The following is a 14118-nucleotide window of genomic DNA, read 5'->3' on the forward strand; positions in this document are numbered from 1 at the left end:
ATCATGGTCACTCTGATGTTTTTGTGGTCACCTTCGAAAGGACGCGGTCGTTCGGGGTAAGTTTTGCGCCGGCGTCATAAACGTTATTTTATACCAAGGTTTGTACCGCGCGAAAAGCAGAAAAAACAGCATATTCCCATAAAAAGAGCTTTATTTTGTGGAACCCACCATAACACTCAGTGCACTTTATTAGCTAAACTGAGTAAAGATAAACCCCAGACACATGTAAGGCCCACTCGTGACCTTAATTCTTATTGCTTTCTTTCTGTGTTCGTTGGTGACTCCTGCCCTTTTTAAGAAGTTTGGCGTTAAAACCTTCTACGCACTTGCAGTCGTACCCGCACTCAGCCTTGCCGCTGTGCTGACTCAAACTTCACGCATCCTTCACGGTGAGGACGCGTGGGTTGAGTCTGTGCCGTGGATTCCTCAGCTGAACCTCTCCCTGACCTTCCGTCTTGATGTTCTGTCGTTCATCATGTGCTTGCTGGTGCTGGGCGTGGGTTCGCTGGTGCTGTTCTACTGCGCGTCCTATTTCTCGCCTAAGCAGAAGGGCGTGGGGGCGTTTGCTGCCTACCTCTTTGGCTTTGCCGGTGCGATGTTTGGTTTGGTGACCTCTGACGACGTTTTGGTGATGTTCATTTTCTGGGAGATCACCACCATTTTGTCGTATCTGCTGATTGGCTTCTCACGTACGCGTTTGTCTGCGCGTCGTTCGGCCTTGCAGGCGATGACTATTACGACCTTCGGCGGTCTTGCCATGTTCATTGGTTTGGTCATTGTTGGCCAGGCGCTGGGCAGCTACAGTTTGCACGAGTGGACGCTGCGCGGTGCTGACTGGGCTGCGGACATTCAGGCTGGTCACGGCAATATTTCTTTGGGTCTGCTGTCTACGGCAATGATATTGATTCTGGCCGGTGCCGTTTCTAAATCAGCGTTGATTCCCATGCATTTCTGGTTGCCGGGCGCGATGGCTGCACCGACCCCTGTGAGTGCTTACCTGCACGCGGCGGCAATGGTGAAGGCCGGTATCTACCTTCTGTTGCGCCTATCGCCTGCCTTTGCTCAGGTGGATGCTTGGCATTACACCCTTCTTATTTTGGGTTCTTTCACCATGATTTTTGGTGGCTATGTGGCGCTCAAGCAGTTCGACCTCAAACTCATTCTTGCCTACGGTACTGTCTCGCAGTTGGGCTTCTTAGCGCTCATTATTTCGCTGGGAACTCCGGATGCGATTTATGCGGCAATCGCTATGACACTGGCACACTCCATGTTCAAGGCTGCTCTCTTTTTGACCGTGGGCATTATCGACCATCAGGCGGGTACCCGCGATATTCGCAAGATGTCGGGTATCTACCGTCGAGCACCCAAGCTTTTTGCAGTGGGCGCGATTTCGGCGGCATCTATGGCTGGCCTACCGCTGTTTGCCGGGTTCGTGGCTAAAGAAGCTGTGCTAGAAACAGCGATTCACGACCTCTCAACCTGGGCGGGTATTTTTGCGTTTGCTTCTGTGGTGATTGGTTCTATCTTCACCTTCGCGTATTCTGCCCGCTTTGTCTGGGGCGCTTTTGCTCGTAAGCGTGAGAGCTACATGCTCGATGAAGGTGTTAAATACTGCGCCGATGTAGATTATGCGCTGGCTAAGCACGGTAAGAACCAGTACAGCCCCGATACCCAGTTCCATTCGGTTGAGGGCAGTTTCTTAGCTGCTCCTGCCGTTCTTACCTTGCTCACCGTGGTATTCGGTCTTTACCCCGAACCCTTGCACAAGCTCATTGCAGCACATGTGAAAACTGTTGGTGAGTACGGTCTTCACCTTGCTCTGTGGCACGGTCTTACCCCTGCGCTCTTTACATCGCTGGGAATCATGGTCGTAGGTCTGCTGTTTTTCCTCTTCCGCGAGCCGGTTGAGAAAATCCAGACGTCACTGCCTGAGCTGCCGCGTGCGCGTCACATTCACCGCGGTGTCATGGACGTGCTTGACCGAGTTGCCGTATGGGTCACCGCGAAAACCCAGCGTGGTTCGCTGGCGTTCTACCTCTCCGTCATTCTGGTGACGGCAGTGACCGTTCCAACCGTTGCGCTGTTTGTGCAGGAGACCCCGCCGCTCAAGGGCGTGCGCGTGACCGAATCACCGGTGCAATGGGTCATCGCAATCGTGATGATTGTGGCAGCTATTGTTGCAGCAACCGTTCGCAAGCGCTTCCTCGCTATCTTGATGGTGTCGGTTACCGGCTACGGCATGGTGCTGATTTTCGCCCTGCGTTCGGCACCCGACCTGGCTCTGACCCAGTTGCTGGTTGAGACCATCTCGATGATTGCCTTCGTGCTTGCGCTGCGCGTCCTACCCCGCGAAATGCCGCGTGAGGACGTCGGTGAGCGCAAGAACCCGCTTAACAAGACCACGCGCCTGGTGATCGCTATTGGCTTTGCCGTGCTGATGATGGCGCTGGCAATGTTCACGTTCTCATCGCGCTCGCTGGATTCCATTTCTCTTGAGATGCCCAAGCTGGCTTACGAGTACGGTCACGGTTACAACACTGTGAACGTGACACTTGTAGATATGCGTGGCTGGGATACCTTCGGCGAAATTTCCGTGCTCGCACTGGCAGCTACCGGCGTCGCGTCCTTGATCTTTATTGGCGGACGCAACGACTCGATAGGTGCGCACCCGACGACAGAGGCACTGCGCGTAGTAGAGCGCTCATACACAGAGGGTAAGCAGAGCCGACAGCGTCAAATCTCTGCCGAGTTTGCGCACGTTGAAGAAGAACGCAATCCATTTTTGCTGGCAGGACGCACACTGCCCCCCGAATCACGTTCGCTACTGATGGAAGTCATGACTCGTCTGATTTTCCACACTTTGCTGATCGTTTCGCTGTACATGCTTGTAGCTGGTCACAACCTGCCCGGCGGTGGCTTTGCCGGCGGTTTGATTGCAGGTTTGGCGTTCTCCATTCGCTACCTCGCAGGTGGTGGCACAGAGCTACGCATGGCAACGCCTTTTAGCGCTGGTACCTTCCTCGGTGCCGGTCTAGCGATTGCGGTGCTCTACGTAGTGTGGCCACTGCTCATTGGCGATGCGGCCTTTACCTCCCATGTCTATGACTTCTGGTTACCGGTGTTCGGTGACGTCCACTTCGTAACAACGATTATTTTCGACGTTGGCGTCTACCTGCTGGTTATCGGCCTGGTTCTCGATATTCTGCGCAGCCTCGGCCAGGGTGTTGACGACGCGATTGCCGACCACACCGTGAATATCGATGAAGAAGTTATTACCACACCCCACCGAAAGGCAGACTCATGATTATCGATTTGAGCCTCATTCTCGTGATGGGTGTGCTCTACGCCGTGGGCGTCTACCTGGTGCTCGCTCGCACGCTTACCCGCGTCCTGCTCGGACTCATGCTGATTTCAAACGCAACCAACCTGCTGATTGTTCACGCGGGCGGGCCTGCGCTATTACCGACCTTCTACGAGAAGGACATTCCGGCTGACCAGTACACCGATCCGCTCCCGCAGGCGCTGACGCTTACCGCCATCGTGATTGGTGCGGCAATGGTCGCCTTCGTGCTCGGCATGATTTACCGCGGCTGGGTTCTGGCACGTGCCGATGAAATTCAGGACGATGACGAAGACTTGCGCGTTGCAACCAGCGACCACTTCGACACCGAAGAGGACACCCCGATTGACGATGACGAATCAGAGTTCGAGGGCGATGAAGAAAGCCGCAAACTTCAAGAGGACAAGATCGCTGAAGAGCAAGCCCAGCTTCAGACCCAGCAAGAAAAACTACATCAGGTTCAGTCTTACACCGATAAGCCTGACGAGATGATTGACCTCGCCTACAAAGAACACCACTTGGCTGAGAAAGAATCAGCAGCACCAGGAAAGGAGAGCTAAACCGTGAATATTTTTTCTTTGGCTCCACTGTCTGTTGCGATTCTCTTTTTCGCTGCGGCACTCACCTTTATTCTGTTGCGCTTTCCGCGTGCGCAGGCGGTTATCTCGTTCGGTGCTATTGCGGTTACTCTAGCCCTCGACATTTCTTTGCTGGTGGCAGTGTGGGGACGCGAACCTCAGGCTGTGAAGTTGGGTGGCTGGAACGCTCCCTTTGGTATTGTGCTGGTTGTCGATCAGCTCTCAGCTCTTATGCTGGTAGTTTCATTGATTGTCTCCCTCGCCGTGCTCATCTTCGCAACCGGTCAGCATCTGGCAGATGAAGACGATGAAGTGCCGATTTCGGTGTATTACCCCACCTACTTGCTTCTGATTGCAGGTGTTTCAAACGCCTTCTTGGCAGGGGACCTCTTTAACCTCTACGTGGGCTTTGAGATTCTGCTGTTTGCGTCCTACGTGCTTATGACCATGAACGCGAGCACCCCGCGAATTCGCGCCGGCGTCACCTACGTGGTGGTCTCCATTGTCTCGTCCATGCTGTTCTTGATTGCTATTGCTTTCGTGTACGCATCCGTAGGTACCGTGAACATGGCTGACCTTGCCCTCAAGCTTGGCACCTTGCCCGAGGGCACACGTATGCAGTTGCACCTGATGCTTCTGATTGCTTTTGGTATTAAAGCAGCAGTCTTTCCCCTATCGCTCTGGTTGCCGGACTCCTACCCAACAGCCCCTGCACCCGTTACCGCGGTGTTTGCTGGATTGTTGACCAAGGTCGGTGTCTACTCAATTATTCGTACCGAAACCCTGCTCTTTCCCGGTGGCCACCTCAACACGCTGCTATCCATCGTGGCGATCCTGACGCTGTTCGTCGGTATCCTCGGCGCGCTGGCACAAAAAGACATCAAACGTCTGCTCTCCTTCACCCTCATCAGCCACATCGGCTACATGATTTGGGGTATCGCCTTGAATACTGAAGCCGGTCTTACCACCGTCGTCTTCTACATTGCCCACCACATCGTTATCCAGACCGCCCTATTTATGGTGGTTGGTCTGATCGAACGACGCGCGGGCACTACCAACACCGACTGTCTCGGTGGCCTCATGGCAATCTCACCGACGCTCGCAGTGCTCTACTTTGTACCCGCACTGAACCTGGGTGGCATCCCGCCGTTCTCCGGCTTCATCGGCAAAATTGGTCTGCTGCAAGCAAGCGCGAACGTTGGAACCTGGCAGGCATACACCATGGCGGGCGTCGGCGTCTTTGTCTCACTACTGACCCTCATTGCCCTGTTACGCGTATGGAACAAAGCCTTCTGGCGTCCTGCCGAACAAGCGAACAACCCCGTTGACGCTCTGGTGGAGGCAGAAGCATCCTCAAACCCCGCAGAATACGCACGCAAGCCCATTCCGCGCTCGATGAAGTTCTCAACCATCGGCTTGGTCAGCGTCAGCGTAGCCATCACTCTGCTGGCAGCCCCGCTGTACAACCTGGCGGATCACGCATCAGACAACCTCTTTGAACCCGACCGCTACGTACACGCTGTCTTCGGTGATAACGCATCGACCATTGAACAGTACTGGGCAGAAAACGGGGGCAAATAATGCGCCATATTAGAGACTTCATTCTTCATGGACTGCCGCCGCTACTCTGGCTGGTTTTGGTCTGGTGCGCGCTGTGGCAGGACTTCTCAGTGCCCAACGTTGCCTTTGGCTTACTGCTGTCGATTCTTGTCACCTACGTGTTCCGCATGCCGCGCCTCTACCTGTCTGACAGGTTTAATCTGTGGCACTCGCTGAAGTTCCTTGCGTACTTTCTCTGGGGAGTCACGGTGGCAAGTTACCAGCTGGCCAAGCTATCTTTCGCTTTCGGTAAGCCCATCAATAGCGCGATGGTTGCTGTTGAGCTGCGCACCCGCTCAGATTTGTTTATCACCGCAACCTCGCACGCGCTCTCACTGATTCCCGGCTCGCTGGTGGTAGACGTCGACCGCGCGCACTCCATTCTCTACCTGCACGTGATTGACGTGGACACCCCTGAAGGGGTCGAGGAATACCGTGTCAGCGCCCAGAAGATTGAGGCAATGATTCTGCGCGCGGCAGGTCACTCTGACGAGTACGAAGCACTGCTGCGTGAGGATGTAGAAACCGACGAAGACTACGCCCGCACCGTTACCGCCGCAGAACGCGGTGAACACGAGCTTCACGAGCAAGACGAACGCAAAACCGTTGTTAACGAGATTGGAGGGCACGACTCATGACCGCAGTAATTTGGGCGTGCGGCATTATTCTTGCCGTGGCAACTATTGGCATCCTCTACCGCCTGTGGAAGGGCCCGACTCTGCTGGACCGCGTGGTTTCATCGGACGTCCTGCTCACCATCATCGCCGCCGGTATTTGCCTGCTGGTCTTTGCCTACGACCGCTACATTTACCTGCCGATCCTCGTGGTTCTGTCCATGATCGGCTTTATCAGCTCGGTGACGGTGGCGCGCTTTGCATCCAACGCCCCGGTGAACGCTGAGATTGACCGTGTGACAGAGGTTGACCAAAAGGACGTTGAGAAAAACCTAGAAACCGGTTCTGAGGAGGGCTAACCCATGATTGATATTATTGCCGCTCTCTGCATGATTATCGGTTGCCTCATGTCGCTGGCAGCGGCTGCTGGTCTCTACCGTTTTCCGGATCTTCTGACGCGTCTGCACGCCGGCTCTAAGCCGCAGGTATTCGGTCTGATGATGTTGCTGCTGGGCATCGCCTTGGATGCGGGTACCTGGAAGGTTGTGCCGGTTCTTTTGGTCGCGCTCATCCTGCAGTTTTTGACCATTCCGATTTCAACGCACATGATGGCGCGTTCGGGCTATCGCAATAAGCACTTCCGCCGTCAGGATCTGGTGCGCGATGATTTGCGTGCCCGCGTTGAAGATGAACTAGAAACCGAACAGCGCGAGGGCGTTCCCGCCGAGGAACGCATGCCACACCAGCAAGGCGGCAGGGCATAGGCTAGCTGGGGGCTTCCCGAGTGAGCGAGGAAATAAAAATCCTCAGCTAGAAAACCCACTGTCTCTTCTTGTGAGAGGGGAGCGATGTACCACTTTTCACCCGAAAAATGGCACATCGCTCCCCTCTCGGTGTATCTGTATTCTTACTCGCATCAGTTATAAGCTGGCGGTGCGTGGCGTTGTCTAACCCGCACCCTTCCCACTATGATTGAGAATCATTATCAATAAGAATTTGGGAGGGGACGCGTTTGTCTGCTACCGCCCGTTGTCGCCTGTGGATGCTGGCTGCCACCTTGAGCATCATCGCGCTGGTGGTCGCATCCACCGCCCACGGTTCGCTGGGTACCTCACCAGCAACCGCCGCCAAAATCGTCCTCGGTCATCTACTTCCCGGCATGCTCTGGATGAGCGACGGCAGCATCCCCCTGCCCAAGACCAAGCCGTCTGGAACTCCCGCCTGCCCCGTGTTCTACTTGCTATCGTGGCCGGGGCTGCGCTCTCGCTCGCTGGCGTCATCTTGCAGGTGATTGTGCGTAATCCGCTAGCGGAACCTTACATACATCCTGGGTATTTCAGCCGGTGCGGGGCTCGGGGCCGTGGTGGCCATTGTTGCGGGATCAACGGCTCTAGCGGGCATTGCCCTGAACGTCTCAGCATTTATCGGTGCTGCCATCACCATTGCGTTGGTCTACTCACTGGCGCTCAAGCGCGGAATCATCATGCCCTCGCGCCTGATTCTGGTGGGCGTTGCGGTGGGGTCTCTCTTTGCCGCCGTGACCAACTTCTTAATCATGACCACCGATGCCCAGAACATCTACAGCATCCTGCACTTTATGCTGGGCTCTGTCTCAGCAGCGCATTGGGAGAGTCTGACGCTACCCATCCTCGCGCTGGTCATCGGACTGATGACGGTTGGCTTTAAGACTCGCGCCATGAACGCCCTGCTCGTAGGCGATGAAACCGCGACCGCGCTGGGTGTCAACGTCTCATCCCTGCGCAAAATTCTTCTGCTGGTGACTGCCATGCTGACGGCTGCCACCGTTTCTGTTGCTGGTGGCATCGGCTTTGTGGGGCTCATTATCCCGCACCTGACGCGCATGCTAGTGGGAGCCGACCACCGCCGACTCATCCCGTTGAACGCACTCGGTGGCGGTGCATTTTTGGGACTCTGCGACTTTTTAGCTCGCACCCTAGCTGAGCCGGTGGAAATCCCCATCGGCATCCTAACCGCCGTCGTTGGCGCGCCCTTCTTCCTCTGGCTGATGCGAACCAAGGACGTCTAAACATGAACTTAGAATTCAAAAATATAACCGTTGACATGGGGCAACGTCGCATCCTTGATAACGTGAGCCTGCGTGTTGAACCCGGCACCGTCACCGGATTCATCGGTCCGAATGGCAGTGGTAAGTCCACCCTGCTCAAGACCGCCTACCGCGTACAGCCGCCCACACAGGGCGCAGTGTTCGCCGGTGGGAAGGACGTGGCGTCCCTCAGTTCAGTAGAGGCCGCACGACGTATCGCTGTGATGGCGCAGGAAATCAGCTCCGACTTTCCGCTGACCGGACGCGAAGTGGCAATGCTAGGACGCGTGCCCCACCAGCGCGGATTTGGTGCGGATTCCCCCCGAGATATTGAGATTGTCGAAACCGCGCTCGTAGAAGTGGGCGCGCAGAAATTCGCTGACCGCACGTTTTCATCGCTATCTGGCGGTGAGAAGCAGAGAATCTTGCTGGCGCGTGTTTTGGCGCAGGAAAGCCCCGTTCTGATTCTGGATGAACCCACTAACCACGCCGATTTGGGCTTTCAGCACGAACTTCTGCACCTGGTCACCGCACGCGGTGGAACCACCCTGGCTGCCCTGCACGACGTCAACCTCGCTCTTGCCTACTGTGACCGGGTAGCCGTCCTCCAAGCGGGCAAGCTGGTCGCGCACGGCTCGGCAACCAGCGTCCTTGTGCCCGACCTCGTGGATGAGGTGCTGGGCGTGGAATCCGTAGCACTCGATGATCCGCGAGGCGGGCACACTCTCTCATTTAGACGACACACTCACTTATAACCCTCAAACGAGATTCCATGAAGCACACGCGTGCCACTACTTTTTACGTATCCTTGGCACTTGCTGGCTTGGTAGCGCTGACCGGCTGTGGGCAGTCCGTTACCGAAAACACCGCGCAGAGCTCGCAGTCGCAGAATGTTTCGCTTGAAAACTGCGGTGAGCCGGTGGACTTTGCCACTAATCCCGAGCGCATTGTGGCGCTGAACCCCGGACAGGCTGATCTCATGGCGCGTTTGGGCGCCGGCGATAAGGTAATCGGTGTTGCCCCAGACCAACGGCAAAGAACTGCCAGAGTCACTGACTAGCCAAGGCCATAACCCGCAGGTGATCAGTGAGGATGCGCCGCCCTCCCGCGAGGATTTGCTCAAACTCAACCCTGATCTTGTTCTTTCACCCACCACCTACGAGTTCACCGCTGAACAGGGGTATGCAACCCAGGATCAGCTGAAAGAAGCGGGTGCGGCGTCTTACGTTGCAGAAGCTGGCTGCTTTAATAACCGCTCCACCGCGAAGGTGAGCGATTTGCTGACTGACATTGAGGCATACGGCAAGATTCTGGGCAAGGAGGACGAGGCGAAGAAGCTGTCCGAGCAGGCTCAGGCTCAGCTGGATGAGGCTAAGAAGCGTTCTGAGGGAAAAGAGAAGCAGACCCTGGCGCAGCTCTATATTGAGGGTGACACTCTGACGGCTATCGGCGCTGGTGTTGAGCACAGCATGGCTGAAGCCGCCGGTGCGCAGAATGTCTTTAATCCTGAAGATTCCGGCTTCAAAGACTTCTTTGCTGCTGAAGTGTCACGCGAAGAACTGCTGAAGAAGAATCCGGATGTCATTGTATTCACCACCACCAGCGAGGAACATGAAAAGACCACTCGCGAGTGGTTAAAGAAGAACCTGAGCGGCGTCAAAGCAGTGCAGGATGACCGCCTGGTGGCAATCCCGTCCTCAGACACCTTGCCGGGAACCTGGGGCAACCTCGACACCGTCCCACCATCAGCAAGGCGCTGTACCCGGATAGCTAGTTCTAGGAATTTACATTCGCCGAGAGTGCACTTTAACCCCCTGGTTTTTACTGAAAATCGGGGTTAAAGTGCACTTTCGCCGTTGAACGGTGAAAGCTCTCTGCCCACGATTAGACCAGTTCCCACCGGTCTTTCACGCGCCGTACCGCACCGGCAGCTTCAAATTCTTTGAGCCAGTCAAGCATGGCCCACTGCCCCCATTTCTCATAGAAGGTGTTGGCATTGGCAACAATATCTGTCAGGTTTTCCCAGGGTGGCGATGAGACGGGGTGCCACACGTGGTAGGCGTGCGCACCGCCAACCCACCACAGCTCAACATCGTGCTCGCGTAGCTTCCACCCAAAATCGGTGTCTTCGCCACCGTAGCCTTTGAAGTCTTCATCGAATCCGCCCCACTCGGCACGGATTTTCTTCCATGTGCTAGCTCGAAGGGCGAAAGTGAGTGACCAAAAGACGTTGTACTGGTCGGGGGTGGTCGCGAACATGGTGCCCTCTTCGGGGTACGGACGCGCCGGATGCGGGCTGGTCACGGCGTCCAAAGTGGCAGGGCTGGCGCAGTACTTTGCTACCTGTTGCTCTGTAGAGTCCTGAGCTTCTAGATAGGTCACAGGGCCGGTGACCACCGCGTGCGGGTGTTCATCTAGTGCCTGCACATACCGCTCGATCAGGTGTTTTCCCGGTAGGCAGTCAGCATCTAGAAAAATAATGATTTCATCGTCAGAGTTTTGGGCGGCCCAGTCTCCTGCCGTGTTGCGCGCGTGGGCGAGCAGCGGCTTGTCGTCGCTCAAATGCGCAATGGTTTGAACACCGTCAACGGAGAATTCTTCGTGTTTGAGCACCACCAGGCCGTGAGAAATATCCGGGGCTGATTGTGTCAATGCTACATGCTGGTTCTGAATGCGTTGATGACGCGTGGCATCAGCCAGGGTTACGAGACTCACCATGTTTTTTCTGCCTTTTCTTCAATGATGCGCGCGGCGCGCTGGGATCCACCGACCACCTGCCAGCGGTTCCACTGTGCCGGTTTCTTGCAGGCTTGTTCTAAGATTCCTGCCCAGGTGTTCTCCTGCGGTAAATCCCACACGACGGTAGCTAATCCCAGGTTTTCAAGAACCCGGGCTGTTGCCCGCTGCTCACCGAATGCCCGCTCTTGCGGGATAAAAATCGCTGACGTTCCCGCCAGAGCTATGTCGGCTACCGAATTTTGCCCGGATGCGCTGATCACGACGTCGGCGTGCGTGAGATAGGGCATCGGATTCTCCACCCGGTTGTTTCCGCCAAGTACCGTGAAGTTCCAGCTAGGGCAGGCGAGTTCCACCGCGTCCCAGTAGTCTTGCGTCCACGCTGTTCCGCCGCGTCCTTGAAGAACTACAGCCTGCATCTTTTTAGGTTTTTCTGTATAGGGGCTTTCACTGGTCAACGATTCTTGGGCTTCAAAGCGAGAGATGCCACCGACTGCATAGAGTTTATCCGCAAAACCTTGCAGGTGCGCAGGCACGGGAGCATCAGAAGGACATGCCGCAATTAATGCTGTGGCTTGGGCATACATGGTCTGATGTGGTGTATCGGTGCGTTCACCGGGCATGGCAATAGTAATCACCGGCACTCCCATGAGCCTGACAAACTGAGCGACTTCAACGGAGACATCAACAAAGAAAACATCGGGTTTGTTGATCTGAATCCACTGGGCAATCAACGCCATTCGCTGTCTTAACCCATCCACGTGCAATGGCACCCAGTGCAAAGTATTGTCCGCTGTGAACTCGGCGTAGTTTTCAATCTCAGGGGCGGTATCTAAGGGCAGGCCGATGTCCGCATCGGGCAGTGACGACAAAATAGTGACCTGCGCGTTCAGATGCTCAGCAATCGCTCGGCAACGTTGCAGGTGCCCGGCTCCCTGATGATGCGCATACATTCCCACGGTAATGTTCACAGTACTTCACCGACCGTCTGGCTAAAGAGATTGGTGTAGCGTTTGGCGAGTTCTTTACTGCCAAAGGTGCTGTGTGCCCAGCGGGATAATTCAGCGCGACTCAGCTCTAAAGCACGAGGTACCGCGTTGGCTAAACCGGTAGCACCCTCGGCTGGGCTTACTAAAAGCTGAGGGTAATCTGCCAGAATTTCGGGAATGCCACCGCGAGCAAAGGCAACTACTGGGGTTCCGCATGCTAGCGCCTCAATGACCACCATGCCGAAGGGCTCATCCCACTGTGGAGTAACAAAGCAGATTGCCGCCTTACCTACTTGGGTGCGCAGTTCCTGCTGACTACACTCAGAAACCATCTCGACATCAGTACCTAGTCGCGGAGAAATCTCAGCGTCGAAATATTCGGGATCTCCCACTCTGCCAATGACAGTGATGCTTAGACCGGCTTGACGCGCGGCGTCAATCGCTAGATGTGGGCCTTTTTCGGGTACCACTCGACCAAACCATACGGCTCTTTGTCCACCGGGGCCGGGCGTCCATAGGTTTTCGTTCATGCTGTTAGGGATAATGTGCGCGGGAGCAGGCAAATCCCAGGTGGATGCGCTTGCCTGGCTGACCGCCGTGAAAACACCGGCACCGGTTGCGCCGTGCTGACTGACCGCCTGTGCAATGCCTTCTTGCATTTCTTCGAAGGCAGGAGTGTGCAAGGTGGTGATGAGCCGTGGATGCAAGGCGCTACCGAAGAACTCGGGGTGTAGCGAGTTGTTGTAGACCAGGTCAATAATGCCGTTGGCTAGGTCTTTTTCTAACCGCTGGCGGAGGACGCGAAATTCGGCGTCCTCTTTCTCTCGTTCACCGGGCGGGTAGGTGTGGTCGGTCATTTGATGCTCGTAACCAGTCCAGTCGATGCCCGAAAACTCAAAATTTTTGGTGTTTCCCGCTGAACCTTGAGCGGCGTAAAAATCAACGCGATGCCCAAACTCCCTCAGCGCACGCACCGTGCTGGCACAAAATGCTTCTAACCCGCCAGCATAGGGCTCCACAATCGGAAACCTGTTAGGTGCTACGAAGGCGATATTGAACTTTTGACCACTCAATTCCTCAGCCATTTGGTGGTGAAGGGAAACTGCGTTCTTAAGCTGGTGCGCTCGATTGCCTTGGTAGGGAATATGTCCGCGGGCAGCTAGGTTCGATGCTGCTTTACCGGCTAGATTGCCATCTCCCGTGGGGTAGGTGGCAACCGCGTCCGCAGAATCTGCCTGCCCACTAAAACAACCGCAATCAGGCACTGCTACGGGTACGGAAAGGTCGCGGCACATTTCCATCCATCCGGAGTGCGTGCCTCCCTGATAGGGGAGCAAGACAGCCTGGCAGCTGACGATTGCAGCAAAGAGCTGGTCGTCGGAAAATTCATCGTGCGCTCGTAGATCAATATCTGCGCAGTTCTCTAACTGTTTGAATAGTTCAGTGTCTTGTTGATCTTGATGAATAAAGACGCTCAGACGCTGACCTTGCTGTGCGCACTGCGCGGCGGCATCCTTGTAGAACTGAAAATCACTAACTACGTTAGAGCGCACGGATTTAAGAAAAGTACCCACCTGCACGGGTGGATGTGCGGGCTGTACGGTGGTCTCGGCAGGGACAACTTGGGGGTGCGCGACCACCTGAATACGGGCAGGGTCGACGTTAAATTCCTGGGTAAGTCGCTGAGATGCTAGAGGGGTAAGGGTGAGGATGCGTGCGGCGTCCTCAAGCAATACCCTCAACTGCTGGTGGTAAGAACTTTGATCGTTGAGGTGCGGGTTGTCGATATCGTGCACAGTAATAATCAGTGGGATGCGACGGCGGCGAAGTTCTGCCACAAATTCGCGGGTTTCTTGCACGCTGAGGTGTTCGAATCCAAAGTGAACATGCACCGTATCGATGGACTGTTTATCCTGCCAAGAAGTGTCGGCGGTGTCTTGTTGCCACCACTGCGGTGTGAAAGCGGGATGCGGCCACCACCGCGCGGGCTCCTGCGGGTCTAAGAGCGGATCGTCTAATACCTTTACATCATGTACAGTGAGGCGGGGGTAAATTGAGCGCACGTAAGGGTGCTGGGAGGGTATAGATAAAACTGCCACGCAGAGTTCCTTTCCAAGAACGTTACCCCGCTGTTGCCAGAAGTACATACTCTTTATCAGGGTTCTACGGCTATCTTACGGCAAGAGTTAAGTATGCT

At 55.4% G+C, this 14118-nt stretch carries 13 protein-coding genes; 10 read left to right on the forward strand and 3 right to left on the reverse strand.

Annotated elements, in window-relative coordinates; translation table 11 throughout:
* Nucleotides 1-238: 238 nt before the first annotated feature.
* The 10 genes from IDM49_RS01155 (at nt 239) to IDM49_RS01200 (ending at nt 10037) form a co-directional block, all read left to right on the forward strand.
* Nucleotides 239-3304, forward strand: coding sequence for a Na+/H+ antiporter subunit A (locus IDM49_RS01155; protein WP_190724731.1), 3066 nt, complete (start codon nt 239-241; stop codon nt 3302-3304).
* Nucleotides 3301-3900 carry a Na(+)/H(+) antiporter subunit C gene (locus tag IDM49_RS01160; protein ID WP_190724732.1) on the forward strand — a complete coding sequence of 200 codons (600 nt, stop codon included), beginning with the start codon at nt 3301-3303 and terminating at the stop codon, nt 3898-3900. The genes IDM49_RS01155 and IDM49_RS01160 overlap by 4 nt, the downstream gene beginning before the upstream one ends.
* Nucleotides 3901-3903: 3 nt before the next feature.
* Entirely contained in the window at nt 3904-5499 is a 1596-nt protein-coding gene (locus IDM49_RS01165) for a Na+/H+ antiporter subunit D (protein ID WP_190724733.1), read from the forward strand.
* Nucleotides 5499-6155, forward strand: a complete 657-nt coding sequence (locus IDM49_RS01170; protein WP_190724734.1) for a Na+/H+ antiporter subunit E — start codon at nt 5499-5501, stop codon at nt 6153-6155. Before IDM49_RS01165 ends, IDM49_RS01170 begins: the two co-directional genes overlap by 1 nt.
* Complete coding sequence (locus IDM49_RS01175) at nt 6152-6490, forward strand: monovalent cation/H+ antiporter complex subunit F (RefSeq protein ID WP_190724735.1); 339 nt, start codon at nt 6152-6154, stop codon at nt 6488-6490. Before IDM49_RS01170 ends, IDM49_RS01175 begins: the two co-directional genes overlap by 4 nt.
* A gap of 3 nt (nt 6491-6493) precedes the next feature.
* Nucleotides 6494-6895: a monovalent cation/H(+) antiporter subunit G gene (gene mnhG / locus IDM49_RS01180; RefSeq protein ID WP_168614429.1), complete on the forward strand. Its 402-nt coding sequence runs from the start codon at nt 6494-6496 to the stop codon at nt 6893-6895.
* Between the two features lie 569 nt (nt 6896-7464).
* Complete coding sequence (locus tag IDM49_RS01185) at nt 7465-8178, forward strand: FecCD family ABC transporter permease (protein WP_403215226.1); 714 nt, start codon at nt 7465-7467, stop codon at nt 8176-8178.
* 2 nt (nt 8179-8180) lie between these two features.
* On the forward strand, nt 8181-8951 hold the full coding sequence (locus IDM49_RS01190; protein WP_190724736.1) for an ABC transporter ATP-binding protein: 771 nt from the start codon (nt 8181-8183) through the stop codon (nt 8949-8951).
* Between the two features lie 17 nt (nt 8952-8968).
* Nucleotides 8969-9256, forward strand: a complete 288-nt coding sequence (locus IDM49_RS01195) for an ABC transporter substrate-binding protein (RefSeq protein ID WP_190724737.1) — start codon at nt 8969-8971, stop codon at nt 9254-9256.
* Nucleotides 9210-10037, forward strand: a complete 828-nt coding sequence (locus IDM49_RS01200) for an ABC transporter substrate-binding protein (protein WP_190724738.1) — start codon at nt 9210-9212, stop codon at nt 10035-10037. Before IDM49_RS01195 ends, IDM49_RS01200 begins: the two co-directional genes overlap by 47 nt.
* A gap of 43 nt (nt 10038-10080) precedes the next feature.
* Here IDM49_RS01200 and IDM49_RS01205 read toward each other — a convergent pair whose 3' ends face one another.
* From IDM49_RS01205 to IDM49_RS01215, 3 genes are read right to left on the reverse strand one after another with little or no spacing between them, the layout of a single operon-like run.
* Nucleotides 10081-10914 carry a glycosyltransferase family 2 protein gene (locus IDM49_RS01205; protein WP_190724739.1) on the reverse strand — a complete coding sequence of 278 codons (834 nt, stop codon included), beginning with the start codon at nt 10912-10914 and terminating at the stop codon, nt 10081-10083.
* The gene (locus IDM49_RS01210) at nt 10908-11903 is read right to left on the reverse strand and encodes a glycosyltransferase (protein WP_228008135.1); all 996 of its coding nucleotides are present in this window, start codon (nt 11901-11903) and stop codon (nt 10908-10910) included. Before IDM49_RS01210 ends, IDM49_RS01205 begins: the two co-directional genes overlap by 7 nt.
* On the reverse strand, nt 11900-14020 hold the full coding sequence (locus IDM49_RS01215) for a glycosyltransferase (protein WP_190724740.1): 2121 nt from the start codon (nt 14018-14020) through the stop codon (nt 11900-11902). Before IDM49_RS01215 ends, IDM49_RS01210 begins: the two co-directional genes overlap by 4 nt.
* Between the last annotated feature and the right edge of the window lie 98 nt (nt 14021-14118).

Origin of the sequence: Rothia terrae, from assembly GCF_014705925.2 — a bacterium.
GTDB lineage: Bacteria > Actinomycetota > Actinomycetes > Actinomycetales > Micrococcaceae > Rothia > Rothia terrae.